Origin of the sequence: Streptomyces poriferorum (genome assembly GCF_019399235.1) — a bacterium.
Classification (GTDB): domain Bacteria; phylum Actinomycetota; class Actinomycetes; order Streptomycetales; family Streptomycetaceae; genus Streptomyces; species Streptomyces poriferorum.
This window is the reverse complement of record NZ_JAELVH010000014.1, coordinates 22,073-40,023: the sequence shown is the minus strand read 5'-3', so window position 1 is coordinate 40,023 and position 17,951 is coordinate 22,073. Positions and strand designations below refer to the sequence as shown.

At 71.3% G+C, this 17,951-nt stretch carries 13 protein-coding genes; 6 read left to right on the top strand and 7 right to left on the bottom strand.

Annotation, left to right across the window (positions count from 1 at the left end):
• Positions 1-53: 53 nt before the first annotated feature.
• From JGS39_RS04480 to JGS39_RS04460, 6 genes are all read left to right on the top strand, one after another.
• Positions 54-1,463, top strand: coding sequence for an SWIM zinc finger family protein (locus tag JGS39_RS04480; protein ID WP_236062886.1), 1,410 nt, complete (start codon positions 54-56; stop codon positions 1,461-1,463).
• The gene (locus tag JGS39_RS04475; RefSeq protein ID WP_219567389.1) at positions 1,460-4,096 is read left to right on the top strand and encodes a DUF7824 domain-containing protein; all 2,637 of its coding nucleotides are present in this window, start codon (positions 1,460-1,462) and stop codon (positions 4,094-4,096) included. The genes JGS39_RS04480 and JGS39_RS04475 overlap by 4 nt, the downstream gene beginning before the upstream one ends.
• 208 nt (positions 4,097-4,304) lie before the next feature.
• Complete coding sequence (locus JGS39_RS04470) at positions 4,305-5,489, top strand: MFS transporter (protein ID WP_219567388.1); 1,185 nt, start codon at positions 4,305-4,307, stop codon at positions 5,487-5,489.
• Between the two features lie 389 nt (positions 5,490-5,878).
• Entirely contained in the window at positions 5,879-6,031 is a 153-nt protein-coding gene (locus tag JGS39_RS40565) for a hypothetical protein (RefSeq protein ID WP_236062887.1), read from the top strand.
• An 83-nt stretch (positions 6,032-6,114) separates the two neighbouring features.
• The gene (locus JGS39_RS41380) at positions 6,115-6,240 is read left to right on the top strand and encodes a hypothetical protein (RefSeq protein ID WP_264302718.1); all 126 of its coding nucleotides are present in this window, start codon (positions 6,115-6,117) and stop codon (positions 6,238-6,240) included.
• A gap of 99 nt (positions 6,241-6,339) precedes the next feature.
• Positions 6,340-8,055, top strand: a complete 1,716-nt coding sequence (locus tag JGS39_RS04460) for a PP2C family protein-serine/threonine phosphatase (RefSeq protein WP_236062888.1) — start codon at positions 6,340-6,342, stop codon at positions 8,053-8,055.
• A 216-nt stretch (positions 8,056-8,271) separates the two neighbouring features.
• Here the strand turns inward: JGS39_RS04460 and JGS39_RS04455 are convergent, their stop codons facing one another.
• The 7 genes from JGS39_RS04455 to JGS39_RS04425 all read right to left on the bottom strand — a co-directional run bounded on the left by JGS39_RS04455 (position 8,272) and on the right by JGS39_RS04425 (position 17,928).
• A complete protein-coding gene (locus JGS39_RS04455) occupies positions 8,272-9,033 on the bottom strand; it encodes a maleylpyruvate isomerase family mycothiol-dependent enzyme (RefSeq protein WP_219567386.1) in 762 nt (253 codons plus the stop codon).
• Between the two features lie 228 nt (positions 9,034-9,261).
• Positions 9,262-10,128, bottom strand: a complete 867-nt coding sequence (locus tag JGS39_RS04450; RefSeq protein WP_236062889.1) for an NAD-dependent epimerase/dehydratase family protein — start codon at positions 10,126-10,128, stop codon at positions 9,262-9,264.
• 4 nt (positions 10,129-10,132) lie between these two features.
• Positions 10,133-12,364, bottom strand: a complete 2,232-nt coding sequence (locus tag JGS39_RS04445; protein ID WP_219567385.1) for an FAD-dependent oxidoreductase — start codon at positions 12,362-12,364, stop codon at positions 10,133-10,135.
• A complete protein-coding gene (locus tag JGS39_RS04440) occupies positions 12,361-14,673 on the bottom strand; it encodes a hypothetical protein (RefSeq protein ID WP_219567384.1) in 2,313 nt (770 codons plus the stop codon). The genes JGS39_RS04445 and JGS39_RS04440 overlap by 4 nt, the downstream gene beginning before the upstream one ends.
• 36 nt (positions 14,674-14,709) lie before the next feature.
• On the bottom strand, positions 14,710-15,591 hold the full coding sequence (locus JGS39_RS04435) for a carbohydrate ABC transporter permease (RefSeq protein ID WP_219567383.1): 882 nt from the start codon (positions 15,589-15,591) through the stop codon (positions 14,710-14,712).
• Entirely contained in the window at positions 15,588-16,541 is a 954-nt protein-coding gene (locus JGS39_RS04430) for a carbohydrate ABC transporter permease (protein ID WP_219567382.1), read from the bottom strand. Before JGS39_RS04430 ends, JGS39_RS04435 begins: the two co-directional genes overlap by 4 nt.
• Positions 16,542-16,548: 7 nt before the next feature.
• On the bottom strand, positions 16,549-17,928 hold the full coding sequence (locus tag JGS39_RS04425; RefSeq protein WP_219567381.1) for an ABC transporter substrate-binding protein: 1,380 nt from the start codon (positions 17,926-17,928) through the stop codon (positions 16,549-16,551).
• Positions 17,929-17,951: the final 23 nt, after the last annotated feature.

The window sequence follows — 17,951 nt, the reverse complement described above, 5'->3', positions numbered from 1 at the left end:
GGCAGCGGCTTCCGTCGATCACGTTGTCAGTGCCCCCGTCTAGCGTCTCCGGCATGACAAGAAGTGCACACACCTTCGCCTATGCGCGCGCCTCCTCGCTGACCGTCGCCGAGACGGGTCAGGTGCTCGGTCTGGAGACGGCGGGAGGACTCACCCCGGCCGGGGCCGATGCCCACCCGCAGTTCTTCGCCGGGTTCCTGAGCGCGCCCCAGGCGGCCGCGCGAGCACTTCTCGCCGTCGCGGACGTGGCCGCGGCCCGTTACCACCGGCGCTCCCTGCGCGCATCGCTCGATCCGGTGGTGACGGGCAACGGCGACCGGCTCCGTTTCGAGTCCTTCTCCGGGTGCTGCGGCGTGTACGCCCGGCTTGATGTGCTCCCCGACGGGCTGTGCGGCGCCGACACCGGCCACGGCACCACCAACGTCGATGTCAACAACCCGCTGCGCGAGGCGTTGTCCCGGATGGGCGGAGACGATCCACTGCACCTGCGGGTCGGCCCCGACGAGATGGCGGTGACCACCCTCGACGGGCCGGTCGTCGAGAAGAAGGTGCCGCTGCCGGAGCGCTGGCTGCGCGGTTTCGCCGAGTCCCAGGCCGTCACCGCCGGCTTCGATCTGCGGGGTGAGCTGACCGCCGCCGAGACGGCGCGCTTCCTCCGTTCCCTCCCGCGCACCGCGACGGGTGCCGGCGCCGTGACCGGCCCCCTGTGGGTGGTTGCCGCAGGTCGCACGCTGCGCCCCACCACCCGCCCGGTACCCGGCGCGGTCTGTCTGCCCGGCCCCGAACGTCTCGCCGCACTCCAGCGGGTGCTGCGGCACGCCACCGGCCTGCGCGTGTACGGCCCCGCGCCGGACGGCGCCCACCCCACCGCCTCCGCGTGGGAGGTCGGGCTGCCGGGAATGCGGCTCACGCTCACCCTCTCCCCGGAGCCCGACCGCGGGTTCTCCGGTGAAGGCGGTGTGCTGGAGGCCCTCGCCGGCGACGAGACGGCCCAGGACGCCGATCTGGTCTCCGTCCTGCTCGCCTGGGAGCCACGCATCGATCCCGCCGACCTCGCCGAGCAGTCCGGGCTCACCGTGGACCGTGTACGGGCCGCTCTCGTCCGCCTCGGTACGGCCGGCCGAGTCGGCTACGACATCGCCGAGGCCGCCTACTTCCACCGTGAACTCCCCTACGACGCCCGGCAGGCGGAGCGGCACAACCCCCGGCTGGTCGCCGCCCGCACCCTGCTGGAGGCGGGCGCGGTCACCCTGGAGCACCCCGGCACCGCCGTCGTCGTCTCCGGTGAACGCCGCTACCAGGTACGCGGATCAGGCGGCGCGCTGAGCTGCACCTGCCAGTGGTGGGCGGACTACCGGGGCCGCCGCGGCCCCTGCAAGCACGCGCTCGCCACCCGGATGGCCACCAGAGCAGCCGGCACGTCCACCAGCACTGCCACCACCACCTCCGGAGCCACACGTTGAACGCCGTCGACGACGTCCTCGAAGCCGTACGGGCGGGCCGCACCGCCCAACTGCCCGGACTCCTGGAACCACTGGACCCCGCGCAGCGCCGGGTCCTGCTCACCGGCCTGAAGGAACTTCGCCGCACGCTGCGTTCCTCCCGCTCGGAGCAGTGGCAGGACCGGAACCTGATGAACCCGGCCCTGGTGGTAGCCGGAGCCGGGTGCAACTCCGGCGCCGCAGCGGCGGCGGCCTGGATCGGAGCCACTGATCTGCGCCGCTGGACGCAGCTGCCGCCGGCCGCGACGCTGCTCGACGTACTGGCCGGCCGGGACCCGAAGTGGCTGGGCGACCTCGCTCACCGGCTGGCCGCCCGATCCGCCACCGCCGAGGAGGACTACCCGCTGATCCGTGAACTGGTGCGGCTCGCAGGCTGCCCGATGCCCACCACCGACGGCTGCGTCGAGGGCTGGTCGATGGCCATGGCTTCGGCCCGTGCCCCGCTCGTGTTCGCCCTGCGCGAGGACCCGCACGTCGCCACGCTCGTCCCGTGTCTCTTCACGACCGCCGAACCCGTCCGTTCCTTCACCTCCTGGACCCTGGAGCCGGGGCACTCCCACCACTGGCCGACCGCGCTGGCCACCCTGGCCGACGAGGGGCACGTAGCGCGCACCACGCTGTTGGACGGGTGCGTCGCCAGGCTGCTGCGGGGCGGCCGGGCTGCTCAACTGCGGCCGTATCAGGCGATCCTGGAGGCGCTTCGCCCGACCGGTGAGGAAGAGCGGGAGCGGGCCGCCGACTGGATCGCGCTGGCCGCCGACGCCCCGTCCGCCGTGGCCGGGAGCGCCCAGCAAATCCTTGCCCGGCTTGCGGCATCGGGCCTCCTGACCCCCCGCATGCTCGCCGAGATGTCGGGCGCCGTCCTCTTCCGCCCCGAGAAGAAGCTGGTCCGCGCGCAGCTCGTCCTGCTCGGCAAGGAACTCGCCCGACGTCCCGCCGCCGCCCCCGAGATACTGCCGGAGCTCGCCGAGGCCTTCGGGCACGCCGACACCGATATCCAGGAGCGGGCGCTGAAGCTGGCTGCCGCGCACCTCACCGACGATCCCGCGCTGCGCGCCGGACTCGCAGACCGCGCCAGGCTGCTCAGCCCGGCCCACCGGGCCCGGGCGGTGGAGGTCTTCGGGCCCGACGCCGCTCCCGACGAGGAGACCGGCCCCTACCGGGAGGTCCTCCCGCCGCCCCCGGTCCCGGTCCTGCTCGCCCCGGCTCCGGAAACGGTCGCGGAGGCCGTCGAGCTCGTCGCGGCAGTCGTCCACGCCCGCACCTCCACCGTCGAGGAGTTCGAACGCGCCCTGGACGGGCTGGTCCGGCACGCCCACCAGGACCGTGCCGCCCTCGCCGAGGCACTGCGGCCCGCTCTCGCGGGCCGCTGGTGGCTCGATCCTGCGCAAGCCCACCACTACACCCATGAGCTGCCCGGCCTGGAACACGTCGCCGCTGCCGTGCTGGACATGCCGCCGAGCGCCGAACCGCCACCGGCCCTGGTGACGTGGCGCTCCGACTGCTCCCACACCGCACTGCACGCCGTCACCCACGCGCGTGTGAAGGAGGCCGCGCTGCGCATCACCTCCCGTCCGCTGCCGTTCCTGCTCGCCACGCCCACCACGGAATGCGGCGCTCTGGACCCCCGCGTGCTGATCGCACGCCTGGTCGAGTACGACCGCCTGGGCGAGGACCCGGCCCCGGCGGACTTCGCCCAGGCTCTGCTCCGGGTCCGGCGCGACGCCGCCGTCCTTCCCCTGGCTGCTGCCCTCGGTACGCCCGCAGGTGACCGGTTGGCCTCCTGGCTCGGCGCCGCCGGGCAGCCGGTGCCCGTCACCCGGCGTACGGCTGGAGCCGAGCGGTACGCCTACGGTGGCGGGGCCCCCGCGCGGCTCGTGATGGACACCGGCGAACGCACCGCTGTACTGCGCGGTTTCCCGCACGCGTTCCGCGAACTGGCGGGCGCCCGCGAGTCGGCGGGCCTCTGCTGGGACGGAGGCGAGGACGCCTCGCTGATCGCGGTCCTGCCCGGGGACCGCGAAACCCTGGCCGCCTGGTGGCTGCCGCACGTCACGGCCGCCGCCGTCCACCAAGCGCGCGAGGGGGCCACCGCGCTCCCTCTGCTGGCAGCGGCCGGTGGACCCGCCGGCCCGGCCCTGCACCTCGCGGTCGCCACCGGACTCGGTGCCCGGTACCCCGAGGACCGGCTGCGGGCCGTGGACGCGCTTCTCACCCTGGCCGCCCGGGACGACCTGAACGCCCTGCGCCTCGGCGGCGACCTGGCCGAGCTGATCGGCCTGGGCACGGTCAAGCCCGGCCGGCTCGCCGACTCGCTGCGCACCGCTGCGGCGACGGGCGCCTGCGCGACGACCTGGGCCGTGCTCGCAGCCGTGCTGCCGGCACTCCTCACGGGCACGGTCGATCCGCGCGGCGCCGGAGATCTCCTGGCGACGGCTGCCGAGTGCGTGGAGCAGTGCGGAGCCGATTCACCGGAACCGGCCGGGCTCGCCGCGACAGCGAGCCGCGGCGGCAAGTCCCGCCTGGTGATCCAGGCAGCGCGGCTGCGCGACGCCCTCCGCCGGAATGAGAAGAAGTCGGAGTCGGCTGCCTGAAGCTGAACGCCCCCTCACGGAAGGCACCCTCGCGGCGCAGCGCAGGCTCCGTCCCGCACGCGGCGGCCACGGGTGCCTGGATGGGGCATCGCGTTGCCGCGCGCCGGGCTGCGCCGGAGTCCGCACGCGGCCGGGGCCCATTAGGGTCGGACTTCGGCCACCGCGCGCAGGTCCGGCGGAGCAAGGGCTCGGCCCAGGAGAGGTATTCGTGAACATCATCGTGCAACGCGGTGCGATCGCCGCGGTGCAGGTGCTCGGCCTCGCCGTGTGGTTCTCCATGTCGGCGGTGGTTCCCAGCCTCCGGACCGACTGGGGACTCACGGCGGGGGGCGCGGTATGGCTGACGGCCTCGGTACAGATCGGTTTCGTCGTCGGGGCGGTGGCCTCGGCCACTCTGAACCTGGCCGACCGCATCCCGTCGCAGCGTCTGCTCGCGGCCGGCGCTGCGGCGGCCGCCGTGTGCACCGTGGTGCTGGCCCTCGTCGCCGACAGCTTGGCCGTCGCCATCCCGCTGCGTTTCATGACGGGAATGTTCCTGGCCGGGGTCTACCCCACCGGAATGAAGCTGATGGTCTCCTGGTCCGGAAGCTCCGGACGGGGCAGGACGATGGGCATCCTCATCGGCGCCCTCACCCTTGGCTCCGCGCTTCCTCATCTGATCGCCGGGGTGGGATCACTGCGCTGGCGCGACGTTCTGCTCGCCGCCGCAGCGGCCGGGTTCGCGGGTTCCGTCATCGCGCTGCTCCTTGTCCGGCCCGGTCCCTACGCGGCGAAGTCCGCTCCTGCCCGCAATCCCAGGTACGCGCTGACCATGTTCACCGAGCGCGGGCCACGGCTGGCCAACCTCGGCTACTTCGGGCACATGTGGGAGCTCTACGCGCTGTGGACGTGGATCCCGTCCTTCCTGCTGGCGACGCCTGCCGCGAAGAACCTCCCGGGTTCGGTGGAGATCACCGTGTTCCTCACCATGGGCCTCGGCGGGGTCGCCGGCTGCCTGCTCGGCGGCTGGGGCGCGGACCGCTTCGGCCGCCCGCCCGCCGCCATGGCAGCTCTTCTCCTCAGTGGTCTGTGCTGCCTGCTCTCCCCCTTCCTCTTCCCCTCCTCCTCGCTGCTTCTGTTCGCCTTCTGCCTGCTGTGGGGCGCGGCCGTGATCGCGGACTCGGGGGTGTTCTCGACCTCGCTGAGCGAGGTCGCCGACCACCGCTACATCGGAACGGCCCTCACCGCCCAGACCGCAATCGGCTTCGCTCTGACGGTCATCACCATCCAGCTCACGCCGCTGCTGGCCGAGGCCGTCGGCTGGCGCCACGCCTTCCTGCTCCTGGCCCCGGGCCCGCTGGCGGGAGCCCTCGCCATGCGGGCGTTCGGCAGACACTCGAACGGGAAACCCTGATCCCTTCCCGGAACCGGGCAGGCAGGGGTGTCGCCCGCACCTGCGCCGAACCCCGCAGGCCCGGCGTCCTTCTTCACCGGCGTAGGGAACAAGCACCTCACGCCACCGAAGCAGACGTGTGCCGGTCGCCGAGCGGGCCTGCGTCAGCCGCTCCTGCGGTGGCGGCTGACGACTACGGTGACGGATCCCTCATCCGGAACGGTCTCGACCAGCCGCACCAACGATGCTCCTCCCGTCCGGACTCCGGACACAGAAGGGGCGCTCGTCAGCCAGGTCGTCGAACGAGAGCGCCGTTACCGGTTCCGTCTCGACGCCCCGTGGGCAGTCGGCGGGGCTCAGCACGTATCCGGCGGCAACAAAGGCGTGCGGCTGTCGTCGGTGGGCACACCGTGGACCTGCTGTTCACGGCGGACGGCAGGAACACCGCGGTACTCATCGATCCTGGGCCCCTCCACGACCAGGATCGGGCCCGGCATCTGCGGCTGACGCACGCACGGGCCGACCTGCTGACCGGACTCCCGTCCGGCGGTTCCGGAGCGTAGGCCGGACCGGTGGCCGGGACGGTCCGGTTTCCGGCTTGGCGGATCCTGGCCGGCGAGGCGGTGCTGGAGCCACGGTTCAGCTGATGCGTCGGGGAACCGGACGGCGACAGAAGGACGCCGGCCCGGGCACCCCCGGCGCCCCGCTCGCCGTGCTGCTCTCCCGGACCCACGTCGGCGACCGGCTGCCCGGCACCGCGGCCCGGGCGTGACCGCCACCCGGCCCACGCCGGCTGGCGGACCCCGCCGGCGGGCTCGATGCTGTTCCCGGCACCGTCGGTATCCCCGTTCCGAGAAGGGCCCCTTTGCGGATGGACGACCCCATTCCGGCGGGCAGCCTGCGCTCCCGCCTGGAACTACAAGCGATCCAGGAGCTGTTGGAGTCCCAGCGGCGCCGGGTCACGGCCTATGCCGACCTCCACCGGACCGGGTCGCCCAGCGTCACACACCTGCCCGCCTCGCCCGTCTCGCTCCCGCCCTCCTCCCAGGAAGTACTCGACGCGCTCCCCGTACCGGCCCTGTTGCTGAGCCCCGTCCTCGGCGAGGACGGCACACTCGAGGACGCCCGCTACCTGAGCCACAACCCCTTGGCCCGCGCCGACGCGGCCTCCCGGTTCCCCCAGGACTCCGTGCCCCCATGGGCCGCGCCGGCCCTGCTGTTCGAACGCTTCCCCGGCCTCGTCCGTACGGCGATCCCGCGCATGCTCGCCGACGCACTCCGCCTGGGCACCCCGCAGGGACCCGAAACGGTGCAGTGGCTGGTGCGCACGCATTCAGGTCCGGTACGGATCAACGACGAGGTCCGTGTCGCCCTCTGCGGTGACCACTTCCTGCTGACCTGGGAACGCGGCAACCGGCTCCGCATGGCGGCCGCCGCCCAGCAGCTGGTCCGCACGTGCTGGGCGGAGTGGAATCTCAGCGACGACGGCATCGCGCCCTCCCGGGGCTTTCGCCACATGCTCGGTCTGGCCGACGACGCCCCTCTGCCCAGCCTCTTCGACCTGGCCGCCGCGGCAACGCCGGACAGCCTGTCCACCCTCTACCAGACGCTGTACGACGTCATCCTGCGCAAGCGCACCGCCGAGTGCGAACTGCGCCTGCGCAGCAGCGGCAACCGCGTGTTCCGCATGGTCGCCGAGCCCGTACGCGTCGCTCCCGGCAGCCTGGTGTGGGCCCTGCGGGCCGTCCTCATCGACGTCTCCACGGACCGGCGGCGGCGCGAGGCGGCACAGCGCTCCGCACTCGAGGCGCATCGCGAGCACGAGCGCGCCGACGCCGTGGCGGCAATCGCCGACGCCCTGCGCGAGGCGGTGCTGCCCCACTTCCAGGACGAGCTGGACCCCTACGGCCTCGAAGCAGCGGCCGTCTACCGCCCCGACGCCCGCGGGGCCGGCGTCGGCGGGGACTGGTACAAAGCCCGCAAGCTGCCCGACGGCCGCCTCCTGATCGCGCTGGGCGATGCTCGCGGACACGGACTGGAAGCGGTCACCCTGATGGCCAAACTGAGGTACGCGCTGGCCGGCCTGGCCTACACCGGGGAGCCCGTCGAGCGGCTGACGCGGTGGCTCAACGAGGTGGCCTGCGCCGACGGCAACGAGTCCACCGCCACCGCGATCATCGCCCGCTACCACCCCGAACGCGCGCTGCTCCGCTGGACCTGCGCCGGGCATCCGCGCCCCGTCCTGGTACGCGACGGCCACGCCACCCAGCTGTCCACACCCGACGACGGCCCCGGACTCTCACTCGGTGTCCTGCCCGGCACGGACTACACGGCCGCCGACACACCGCTGGAGGTCGGCGACATCGTCCTGATGTACTCGGACGGACTCACCGAACGCCGGCCGAGCGACCCGGACCAGGACACGCGCCGCTTCCTCGAAGCGACGGAACGCTGCTTCGAGGAAGCCGCCCCCGGCGCCGGCCACGCCGGGCTGCAGGACTTCATCGAACGGCTCGTGGCCCGCCTGGACGGCCCCCACTGCACCGACGACGCCACCCTCCTGGCCCTGCGCCGGATCGGCACGTAGCGCGGGTCAGCGCACTGGGTGGCCCGGACCGCTGTCTGCGGCACTTCGTGCTGCCCGCCGCGGTGACGCCACCCGCAGGACCGCGTACCGCTCCACGGCCACACCAAGGGGCCGTGCGGCCGGCCGGACACCTGGGCACGTGGTCCGCCGTGCCCGACCACTCGTGTGTGCGGGTTCGCAGGCGCACCGGCCCCGTCCGCCCGGGGTATTGAGTGGCTACTCCTCCGGCTCCCAGGCAATCAGCCGCTCGAACACCTGCTGGTCCCCGTCGGACTTCAGGTCGCTCAGCGCGAGGCGGCCCCAGACGAAGAGGAGCAGCTGCTCGGCCGTGCCCGTGGCCGAAGCGGAGGCGGGCGCGGCGTCGTCCGTCAGGGGTGCCGGCCAGGCGCCGGTGCCGTCCAGCGCGAGGAGCCAGGAGCGGCCCTCGGTGGCGTGGTAGTGGATGGTGGCGGCCTCGTGCGGCCAGGCAACCGGGGTGGAGTTGCAGGTGTCGAGAAACTCGGCCACGCCGTCGATCGCGACGTTCGCCGGCATCGGCTGCACGGCGCCTGCGGCGAGCTGGGCGTCGTAGGTGTGCAGCAGCACCTCGTGCACCCGGCGCCGGGCGACGCCCCAGGCATTCGCCGGCGACACGCCCGAGCGCCACCACGTCCAGCACTCGCGCTCCGGGCCGGCCTCGCGCAACGCGCTCAGCAGCAGCTCGTTCGACTCGGCGTACCAGGCGAGCAGCGCCTCGATCTCGCGCGGTGCCGCCGCGGCATCCTTGGCCGGCGGAGCCTCGGCCGGGCCCGCGGCAACGACCGCGGCCCACCAGCGCTGGCCCGTACCCAGGTGCTGCACCAGATCGAACAACGTCCAGTCGGGGCAGGACGGCACCGGTGCGTCAAGGCTGGGCGCGGCGGCAACCGCACTCCGGAACGCGGCCGACCGCTCGTCGATCAGTCGCAGCAGGACGGAATACTCAAGGCTCTCTGTCACATCGCTTGCCTATCACTCCAGCTCAGCCGACCGCACCCCATTAATCAGCCGTCAGCTGCGGGGGTTCGAGCACGGGTCCCAGCCATATCCCCTTCCTGGCAGCCTCGTTGAACGAGTCATGGGGAGGGGGAACGGACCTCCGTGAATGGCGCCGGACGAAGAAGCCCGTCACGGACAACGGCTCGGCCTCGCGGCACACGCCACAGGTGTCGGACCTCACGTGTCACCTCAGCAAGAAGTGGCACCATCGCGGCCGACGAGGTTCCTGGCCGTGAACCCCAGGAGCCTGCGCGCCGCCGAGGTGTCGACCGGGGCTGTGCGGCCCGGCAGCGGGCCGCGCAGCACGGTGCCGGGGTGGTAGCGGCGCAGCAGTTCCTCCGTCGGGTACGGGACGATGATCTCGGGGGCGCAGAGGTGCACCGCGTGCGCGCCGCTGCCACGCACGTCCAGCGCGAGCAGTGCCGCTCTCGCCGCGTCGTGGACCTCCAGGTACGTCCACAGGTCCCTGGCACCGGCGGCCGGGTCGGCCGTGAGGCGGGCGGCGTGCGCGAGGAGCCGTTCCTCGAAGCCGCCCACGTACGGATAGCGCAGGCACACCACGCTCATGCCGTGCCGTCGCGCCATCATCCGCGCGGTCAGCTCGTCGACCTGCTTGGACAGGCCGTAGGCATCGGCGACCTGGGAGTCCATCGCCTCGTCGACCGGAACGTACGGCGGATGCGGATTCTCGGCCGCCGTCCAGGGCAGACCGGTGACGCCCCACGAGCTCGCCAGGGCCACGTGCCGGATCCCGGCCCGTCCAGCCTCCTCCAGCACGGTGAAGGTGGTCAGGCTGTTGGCCGTGAAGACCTCGGCTGCCGTGTTGTGTTCGGGAGTGGGGATCGCGGCCAGGTGGATGACCGCGTCGGCGCCCTCCAGGGCTGCCCCTACGGCCTTCGCGTCGGCCGCGTCGCCGGTGACGACCAGGCGGGCCGGGAGGTCACCGGGGTCGTCGAGGACCAGGGCGTTCGCTTCCGACCCGCGCTCTGCGAGCAGGGTGAGGACCGCTCGCCCGATCCGTCCGGCGGCCCCGGTGACCAGCACTCTCGCGGCCATCGTGTCACTCCCCCGCCGCGTAGGCGCGTACGGCGACGAGGTGCGCCGAGTCCGTGCCGTTGGTGGCTTCGACGACGATCCGGACGGCCGACGTGGTGACCGGCTCCGACGGTGTGTGCGACTGGCGGCGTCGGCGGTTCCGCTCCGTGCGGGCGATCACGCGCCAGGTGCCGTCCGCGTCCCGGGCCTCGACGCGGTAGTCGCGCAGGAGGGTGGGGAGGGTGTCGAAGGGGGTGCGGTGGTGGTGCAGGTTGATCAGGTCCTCGTTGACGTCGTCGTCGGCGACGACCTCGATACGGCCCAGGGTGACCGGTTCGGGCCAGGTGAGCGAGAGCCAGGGCGAGGGATCGTCCGTCAGGGGTGCGGAGACCCACATGTGGGGTCCCGCGTACGGGCGGGCGTAGCCGTCGACGGCCTTGGCCGGGGCGTACGCCGCCGTCTCCCCCGCACGGAAGCAGAAGGTACGGCGCAGCAGGCCGGCGTCCGTCCACTCGCGCAGCAGCTGCGGGGATTCGTCCTGCGGCCGCAGCGGGACACGCGTGAGGCACAGGACGCCGGGGGTCGCCCGGTCGGCGCGGTGCAGGGCGATCGCGTCATTCGCGCGGATGACGAGGAAGGCGTTGCGCGGGGTGTCCGGGGACCAGTCCAGGCCCGTCTTGAGCCATTGCCGGCGACCGGCGGCGACCGGCAGGGTGGTGGAGGTGACGAGACGGCGCGGGACGTAGTTCTGGCCGAGTTCGGGATCGTAGAGGTCGATCACGAGCTCGGTCTCGCGGTCGGCGTCGACCAGGAGTTCAAGGCCGGTGAGGTCCGGGTCGACGGGAAGGACGAGTCCGGCGTCCGCCGCGAGCGGCCACAGCTCGGCGGAGTCCTCGACTGCCGGGCAGGACAGGGCGGATGACGCGGCGACGGTCGCCCGCAGCGCCAGGTCCTCCGGGTCCGTCGACGCCAGTCCGATGAGCGAGGCGTCCTGACGCAGCAGTACCCGGTGCAGCTCGGGTACGGAGAGTTCGCGCGGCGCGACCTCCCCGGCGGCACAGAGCGCCGCCGCCGTGCCCGCCGCCTGCCCGATCGTGGCGCAGGTCGCCATGACCCGGGTCGAGCCGAACGCGACGTGGCTGGCGGAGATGTTCCGCCCGGCGAACAGCAGGTTCCCGGTGTTCACCGAGTACAGGCTGCGGTACGGGATGTGGTAGATCCCGTCCGCGTAGAGCTGCCGGGCCCCCGACTCCGTGGCGTACACACCCTGCGGCGGATGCAGATCGATCGACCAGCCGCCGAAGGCAACCCGGTCGGCGAACTCCGTCTGGCCGAGAATGTCCCCCTGGTGCAGCACGTAGTCACCGAGAAACCGCCGATACTCCCGCTTCCCGGGGACCGACCCCACCCACTCCAGCGTCATGTTCGCCGCGTCGAACTCGCCCGAGTTCTTGATGTGATCCCAGATCCCGTAGATCACCGACCACAGCTCGTCCCGGATCCGCTCGTTGTCGTGCACCGTGTCCAGCTCTCCGCCGAACTCGATCCACCAGTACGCACACCCGTTGTCCCCCGCCTTGATGATCCGCCGCTGCGGGATGGAGGTGGTGCTGATGTCCTTGGCGAAGTCCGGCGGCACGAACTTCACCGGATGTCCGGCGTCCTTCGTGTAGAAGAGCAGCGTGGAGCCGAGAGTGATGCCGTCGGCCGACTCCGGGGCCCACGCCTCCTCGAACTCGCTGCGCGCCTCACGGCCGATGCGGTGGTGGGCGCCCGCGAGGTGGCCGATCAGGCCGTCTCCGGTGCAGTCGAGGAAGACGGGGCTCTCGAAACGGATCCGGCGTTCGGAGCCCATCATCCAGCCGGTGGCCGAGATGATCCGCCTCTCGTCGTCCGGGCCCTCGGCCTCGACCTCGCGCACATCGGTGTTGAGGTAGAGCGTGATGCCGGGCTCGGCGCGTACCGCGTCCAGGATGACGGCGTCCCAGTAGTACGGGTTCCCGTCCGGGTTGCGGTACTGGTTCTCCACGAGCAACTCGCCCATGATGCCGCCCTCGCGGGCATGGTGGTTCCTGCCGTGGCCGGTCGCGCCGCACACCCAGACGCGGACCTCGCTGCTCGAGTTCCCGCCGAGTACCGGTCTGTTGTTGATCAGTGCGACGGTCCGGCCGAGGCGGGCCGCGGCGATGGCCGCGCAGACCCCGGCCAGGCCGCCGCCGACGACGGTGATGTCGTGGCGTGCGGTTTCGTTCCTCATGCGGTACGTCCCCTGCTTCCGGGCTTGCGGTCGGGATCGGCGGCGAGGCCGTAGTAGATGCGCGGGGCGCCGTCGACGGTGAGTGTGATCTTGCCGCCGGAGGCTTTCAGGGCGCGTTCCTGGCCGATGCAGTTGAGCTCGCGCACGGTGCCGGCGGCCGCTGCGGCCACGACCTCGGTCCTGGCCGTCCAGGTGTCGACCCACGGCTCCGGCGATGCGTACCAAGGGTCGTCACCGTGTTCGGAGTTGAGGACGTAGCCGTCCTTGCGGCTCCAGATGACCGACAGCGGGCCGTCGGGGGTGGTGAAGAGCAGGCCCTTGATGTCCTGGTCCGCGAAGGCGAGATGACGGACGAACTCGGCCTGGTCCAGGACCCGGGCGGCGGTCGCGAAGGCGAGCAACGACGGCTTGGCGCTGGTGTCGCGGTTCATCAGGCCGTAGTGGTACTCGGGGTTGGCCGGGTCGGCCTCCTGCGGGTGGTGGATGATCGAGTCGTGCAGCTGGTACCAGTTGACGGCGCGCACCTTCTCCGACTTCGCGAGGGCGAGCGAGAGGAACGTGTTCTCGGCGGCGTGCCGGTAGGTGTCGCTCCACCACACGTTGGGACGGGTGGGGGCGTACGCCTCGGTGATCCAGAGTTCCTTGTCGCCGCCGTATTCCGCCATGACCTGCCGTGCCTTGCGCAGGGCGCCGAGGAAGTTCCAGTACGTGCCGGACGAGCCCTGGGTCCACTCCTGTGGCGGCGGCGCGAAGTCGGGGGTGAAGTTGCCGCGGCCGGGGTGGAAGGCGAAGACGTCGATGAGGTCCCAGCCGCCCGCGTCGTGGAAGTTCTTGGTCCAGACGTGGTCCATGCCGCCGAGGCCGGCGTTCATGACCTTCATCCCGGAGCCGGCTGCGGCGAGGCGGGTGGTGACCTGGCGCAGGCCGTCGCGGACGTAGGCGTCGGCGCCGCGGCCGGACATCCAGGGCTGGTTGACCTCGTTGCTGACCTCGAAGTACGCGGCGTCGGCGGCGAGGGCCTTGGCGACGTTGCTGTCGGCCCAGGCGGCGATCTGCTCGGGGCTGCCGCCTACGGGGATGCCGCTGAGCTGCACGTTGTGGCCGATGCCGTTGGCGTCCAGCGTCGCGATGTCGATGCCGGGGGCGCCCGCGTAGGCGATCCGGATCCACTTGATGCCGAGCGTCTTGACCAGGCCGAGTACGGCTTCCTTGCTGGGCTGGAGCAGCCAGGGGTAGTTGGCGAGGCCGAACATCGACTCCTTGCCGGCCCGGTACGTGAACTCCGGGAGCACGCTCAGATTGGTGCGGGCGATTGCCCGGTCGGCGCCGCTGACCGCCTCCACACCGGTGAACACGATGTTCTGCGAGGGCGAGGTGAGAGGGAAGGAGGCATTCCAGGCGGCGCCCGCCGCGAGGTCCTTGCAGAGGGTCCCGCCGCCGACCTTCTTGCCTCCGAAGTCCCGTGCCCACCAGGTCAGAGTCACCTTCCTGGCCGCTCCCGACCCGTTGACGACCTGCGTCCGGAGCGTCATCGTCTGCCCGGCCGCCTTGTAGAGGTTGAACGGCTGGTCGGTCCACACCTCCACACCGAGCGGCCGCCCGGCGGCGATCGTGCCCGCCGCGCGCGGCCGCAGGTCGCCGAGGACGAGATCGGCCTCGGTGACGGCGGTGCTCGCGCCGGCCGAAGTACCGGGCGCATGAATCCATGTGGCGTTCGTGCCGGCGGGGTTGGTGGAGGAAAGGCAGAAGAACCCCTGCGCCCCCTCCCACGTCTCCACGTACGTACCGCCGGCGTTCACCTCGTACGGGATGCCGCCCCGGGCATCCCGCTCCCACATGGTCAGCGCTTCGTACGATTCCGGTGCGCTCGCCCCGTACACCGTGCGGGAGAACTGGAAGCCGGACGGGGTGAGCGTGCCGGAGCCCGCGACCTCCCACTTCAGGTGCGCCTTGCGCGCGGTGACGTCGAAGGTGCCGCGCACGGTGACTCCGGGCGCGCTGCTCCCCATCGTGTACGTGACCTGGATCGCGGTGCGTCCGTCGGGGAGTGTGATCAGGGCGGGGCTGCCGCCGAAGGTGCGCTGCTGGCCGAGTGCGGTGTCCTTGATCATGAAGTGACTGAGGAGGACGCGGTCGGTCCCCGCCCCGTCCTGGACGAGGACGCTGCCGTCGGCGCGTCCGACCAGTCTGATGCCGTCGGCCTCGACGGTGACCGGGTCGGCGGCTGCGTACGCGGGAACGTTCGGCAGCAACGCGGCGCCTGCGGTGAGGGCCGTGCCCTGGATGAGTCTGCGTCGGGCGACTGACATGGAGGTGCCCTTCTGTTGGTCCGGTGTGGGTGGGGATCAGCCCTTGACGCCGGTGAAACCGAGCCCGGCGACGATGTACTTCTGGCAGACGACGAAGACAAGGACCGGCGGGGCCACGGCCAGCACCATCGCGGCGATCAGCTGGTCCTGCGGGGCCTGCGTGGCGAGCTGCGCCAGCGCGACACTGATCGGCTGCTTCTCGGGGTCGGTGATGGCGATCAGCGGCCAGATGAAGTCCTTCCAGGAATGCATCACCGCGAGCAGGCTGATCACGGCGAGGACCGGCTTGCTCATCGGCAGCACGATCTTGGTGAGCAGCTGCCGGGTGCTCGCCCCATCGACCCGAGCCGCGTCGAACAGCTCGCTGGGCAGGGCGTCGAAGAACTGCTTGGCGAGGAGCACCGTGAAGGCGTTCGTGCCGGCCGGCAGCCAGATCGCCCAGTACGTGTCACCCAGGTTGACGTGCAGGAACGGAACGTCGATCACCGTCATGAAGAGGCTGACCATGTTCACCGTGTACGGCACGAACATGGTGGCCAGGATCGCCCCGTAGACGACCTTGCCGAACTTCGGCCTGAGTACGGAGAGCGCGAAGCCCGCCGTGGCCGAGACGAAGAGCTGCACGAACCACGATCCGCCGACCACCAGGAAGGTGTTCATCAGATAGCGGCCGACGCTGAGGTCGGTGTACGCGGTGGCGAAGTTGCCGAGGGCCGCGCGGTCGGGCCAGAGGGCGAGCGGCTGGGTGGTGAGCTCGGTGGGCGGGGAGACCGCGCCCTTGAGCATCCAGTACAGCGGTCCGATGCCGATGAGCAGCAGCAGGATCAGGGTGAACCCCTGGATGGAGCGCACGGCGGCGCGGACGCCGGGCCGTTGCCGGTCGTTCGTCGAGACGAACGTGGTGAGTGCTGTGGTCATGACGTGCTCCAGCTGCGGGTGGCCCGCAGATACACCGCGGAGAGCAGGGCGAGGGCGAGCACCATCAGGAAGGAGAGCGCGGCGGCCTGGCCGTACTCACCGTCCTGGAAGGCGTAACGGAAGATCAACAGCAGGATCGTGAGGGTGGCATTGTCGGGGCCGCCGCCGGTGAAGACGTACGGCTCGGTGAAGACCTGGACCGTGCCGATCAGCTGCACCAGAAGCAAGAGGCCGATGACGGAACGGAGTTGGGGCAGCATGACGTGCCAGACGCGGCGCCGGATGCCGGCGCCGTCGACCTCCGCGGCCTCGTAGAGTTCGCCGGGGATGGAGACCATGGCGGCGAGGTAGATGAGGACGGCGCCGCCCATTCCGGCCCAGGTGGCTTCCAGGACGAGCGACAGCATGGCGCTGTCGGAGGACTCCAGCCAGGGGTACGGGCCCAGGCCGATCCTGCCGAGGATGCTGTTGAAGAGGCCGCTGCCGGGGTCGTAGAACCATTTCCAGAGCAGGATCGCCACGACCGGCGGGATGACGACCGGCAGGTAGACGAGGAAGCGGTAGACGCCGGCGCCGCGTCGCACGGTCGACATGACGGCGGCGAGGATCAGTGGAGCCGGGAAGCCGATCAGCAGGCCGAGTGCCACGAAGAAGAGGGTGTTGCCGACGGCGGTGGCGAGCAGCGGATCGTCGAAGAGCGTACGGAAGTTCTCCAGGCCCACCCAGACGGCCGGCTCCACGAGGTTGGTGCGCTGGAAGCTGAGGAGCAGGCTGCGCACGATCGGCCACCAGGCGAAGAGCCCGAAGACGAGCAGTGCGGGGACGAGGAACAGCCAGGCCGTGAGCTGTTTGCGGGCGCCGGTGCCTCGCCTTCGCCGCATCGGCGGCGACTTCGGCACGGGCCCCTTGGACACTGCGGCGGGGCTCCGGGAGGGAGTGAGCAGAGTCATCGGCCGGCTACTTCTGGTCCGCGGCAAGCTGCGCATTGACGTCCTTCTCGGCTGCGGCGAGGAGGGAGTCGATGTCGGCGTCGCGCTTGGTGAGCACGGCCTGGACCACCGGGTCGAGCGCGGTGTACAGCTTCTGCGCCTGGTACGGCGGCTCCGGCTTCAGCTCCAGCGTCGCGAGCCCGCCGATGTACGGCTTGAAGTGGTCCAGCTTCACGTTCACGTACGGCTTGATCGCGGCGTTGATCTCGGTCTGCCGCTTCTGGCCGAAGACCGGCAGGGTCGGTACGCCCACTGCGGACTTCGGGTCGGCCGAGAGCGCCTTGGCCTGGGCGGCGGCGATCTCCGTGCTGTACTGCGGCTTGGCGTAGGCGAAGGTCAGCCACTCGACGGCCGCTGCCGCGTGCTTCTTGTCGGCGGACTTCGGGACCATGTAGATGTCGCCGCCGGTGAGGGTCGCGTCGCCACCGGACTGCGGCATCGGGGCGGCCCCGAAGGCGTCGGTGTTCTCCATGCCGAACTGCATCTTCGCCAGCCTGTACGTCCCCGGGCTGCCCATGAACATGCCGACCTGTCCGGCCGCGAACTGCTTGATCACATCGTTCTGGTTGACCAGCAGCGTCCTGCCGAGCGAGTCGTCCTTCCAGCGCATGTCCTTCAGCAGCCGCAACGCCTTCTTCGTCGGCTCCCCCGTGAGCGTGGCCGTGTACTTGCCGTTCTCCTGCTTCTGCAGCTCGCCGCCGAAGGCGTACGAGAGCATGGTCAGCTGCCAGCCGCCCTGGTTGTCCTTGGACTCGTGGACGAAGCCGGCCTTGCCGGTCTTCTCGCTGATCCGCTGGGCGGCGGAACGGACCTCCTCCCAGGTGGCCGGCGGCTTGTCGGGGTCGAGGCCGGCCTGCTCGAACAGCTCACGGTTGTAGACCAGGCCCTGGGCGTACGGGTTCTGCGGTACGCCGTAGACCTCGCCGCCGTCGTCGGTGAGCTGCTGGAGCACCTGCGGGTTGAACTCCTTGAAGTGCTCCCATTCCTTGAGCTGCCCGGTGATCGGCTGGACCTGCTTCTGCCGGATGAGGCGCTGCGGCTCGGTCAGCGGCACCTTGATGACGTCCTCGACGTTGCCGCCGGAGAGCTTGGCGGAGAAGGTCAGCGGGTCGAAGACCGTGGTGGAGCCCTTGACCTTGATGCCGGGGTGGGCCTTCTCGAAGTCGGCGACCTGCTTCTTGAAGAGGGCGAGGCCCGGCTTGTCGGTGGCCGGGGGCATCCCCTGCACCCGGACGACGAGATCGCCGGAGGTTTCGGCGCTGGTCGGGGTCAGGGAGGAACAGCCCGCAAGGGTCGCGGTCAGGGCTATGGAGCCGGATATGGCTGCATAGCGGAAGTTTCTGGGCATGACGGCTCCAAGAAGGGCAGGGG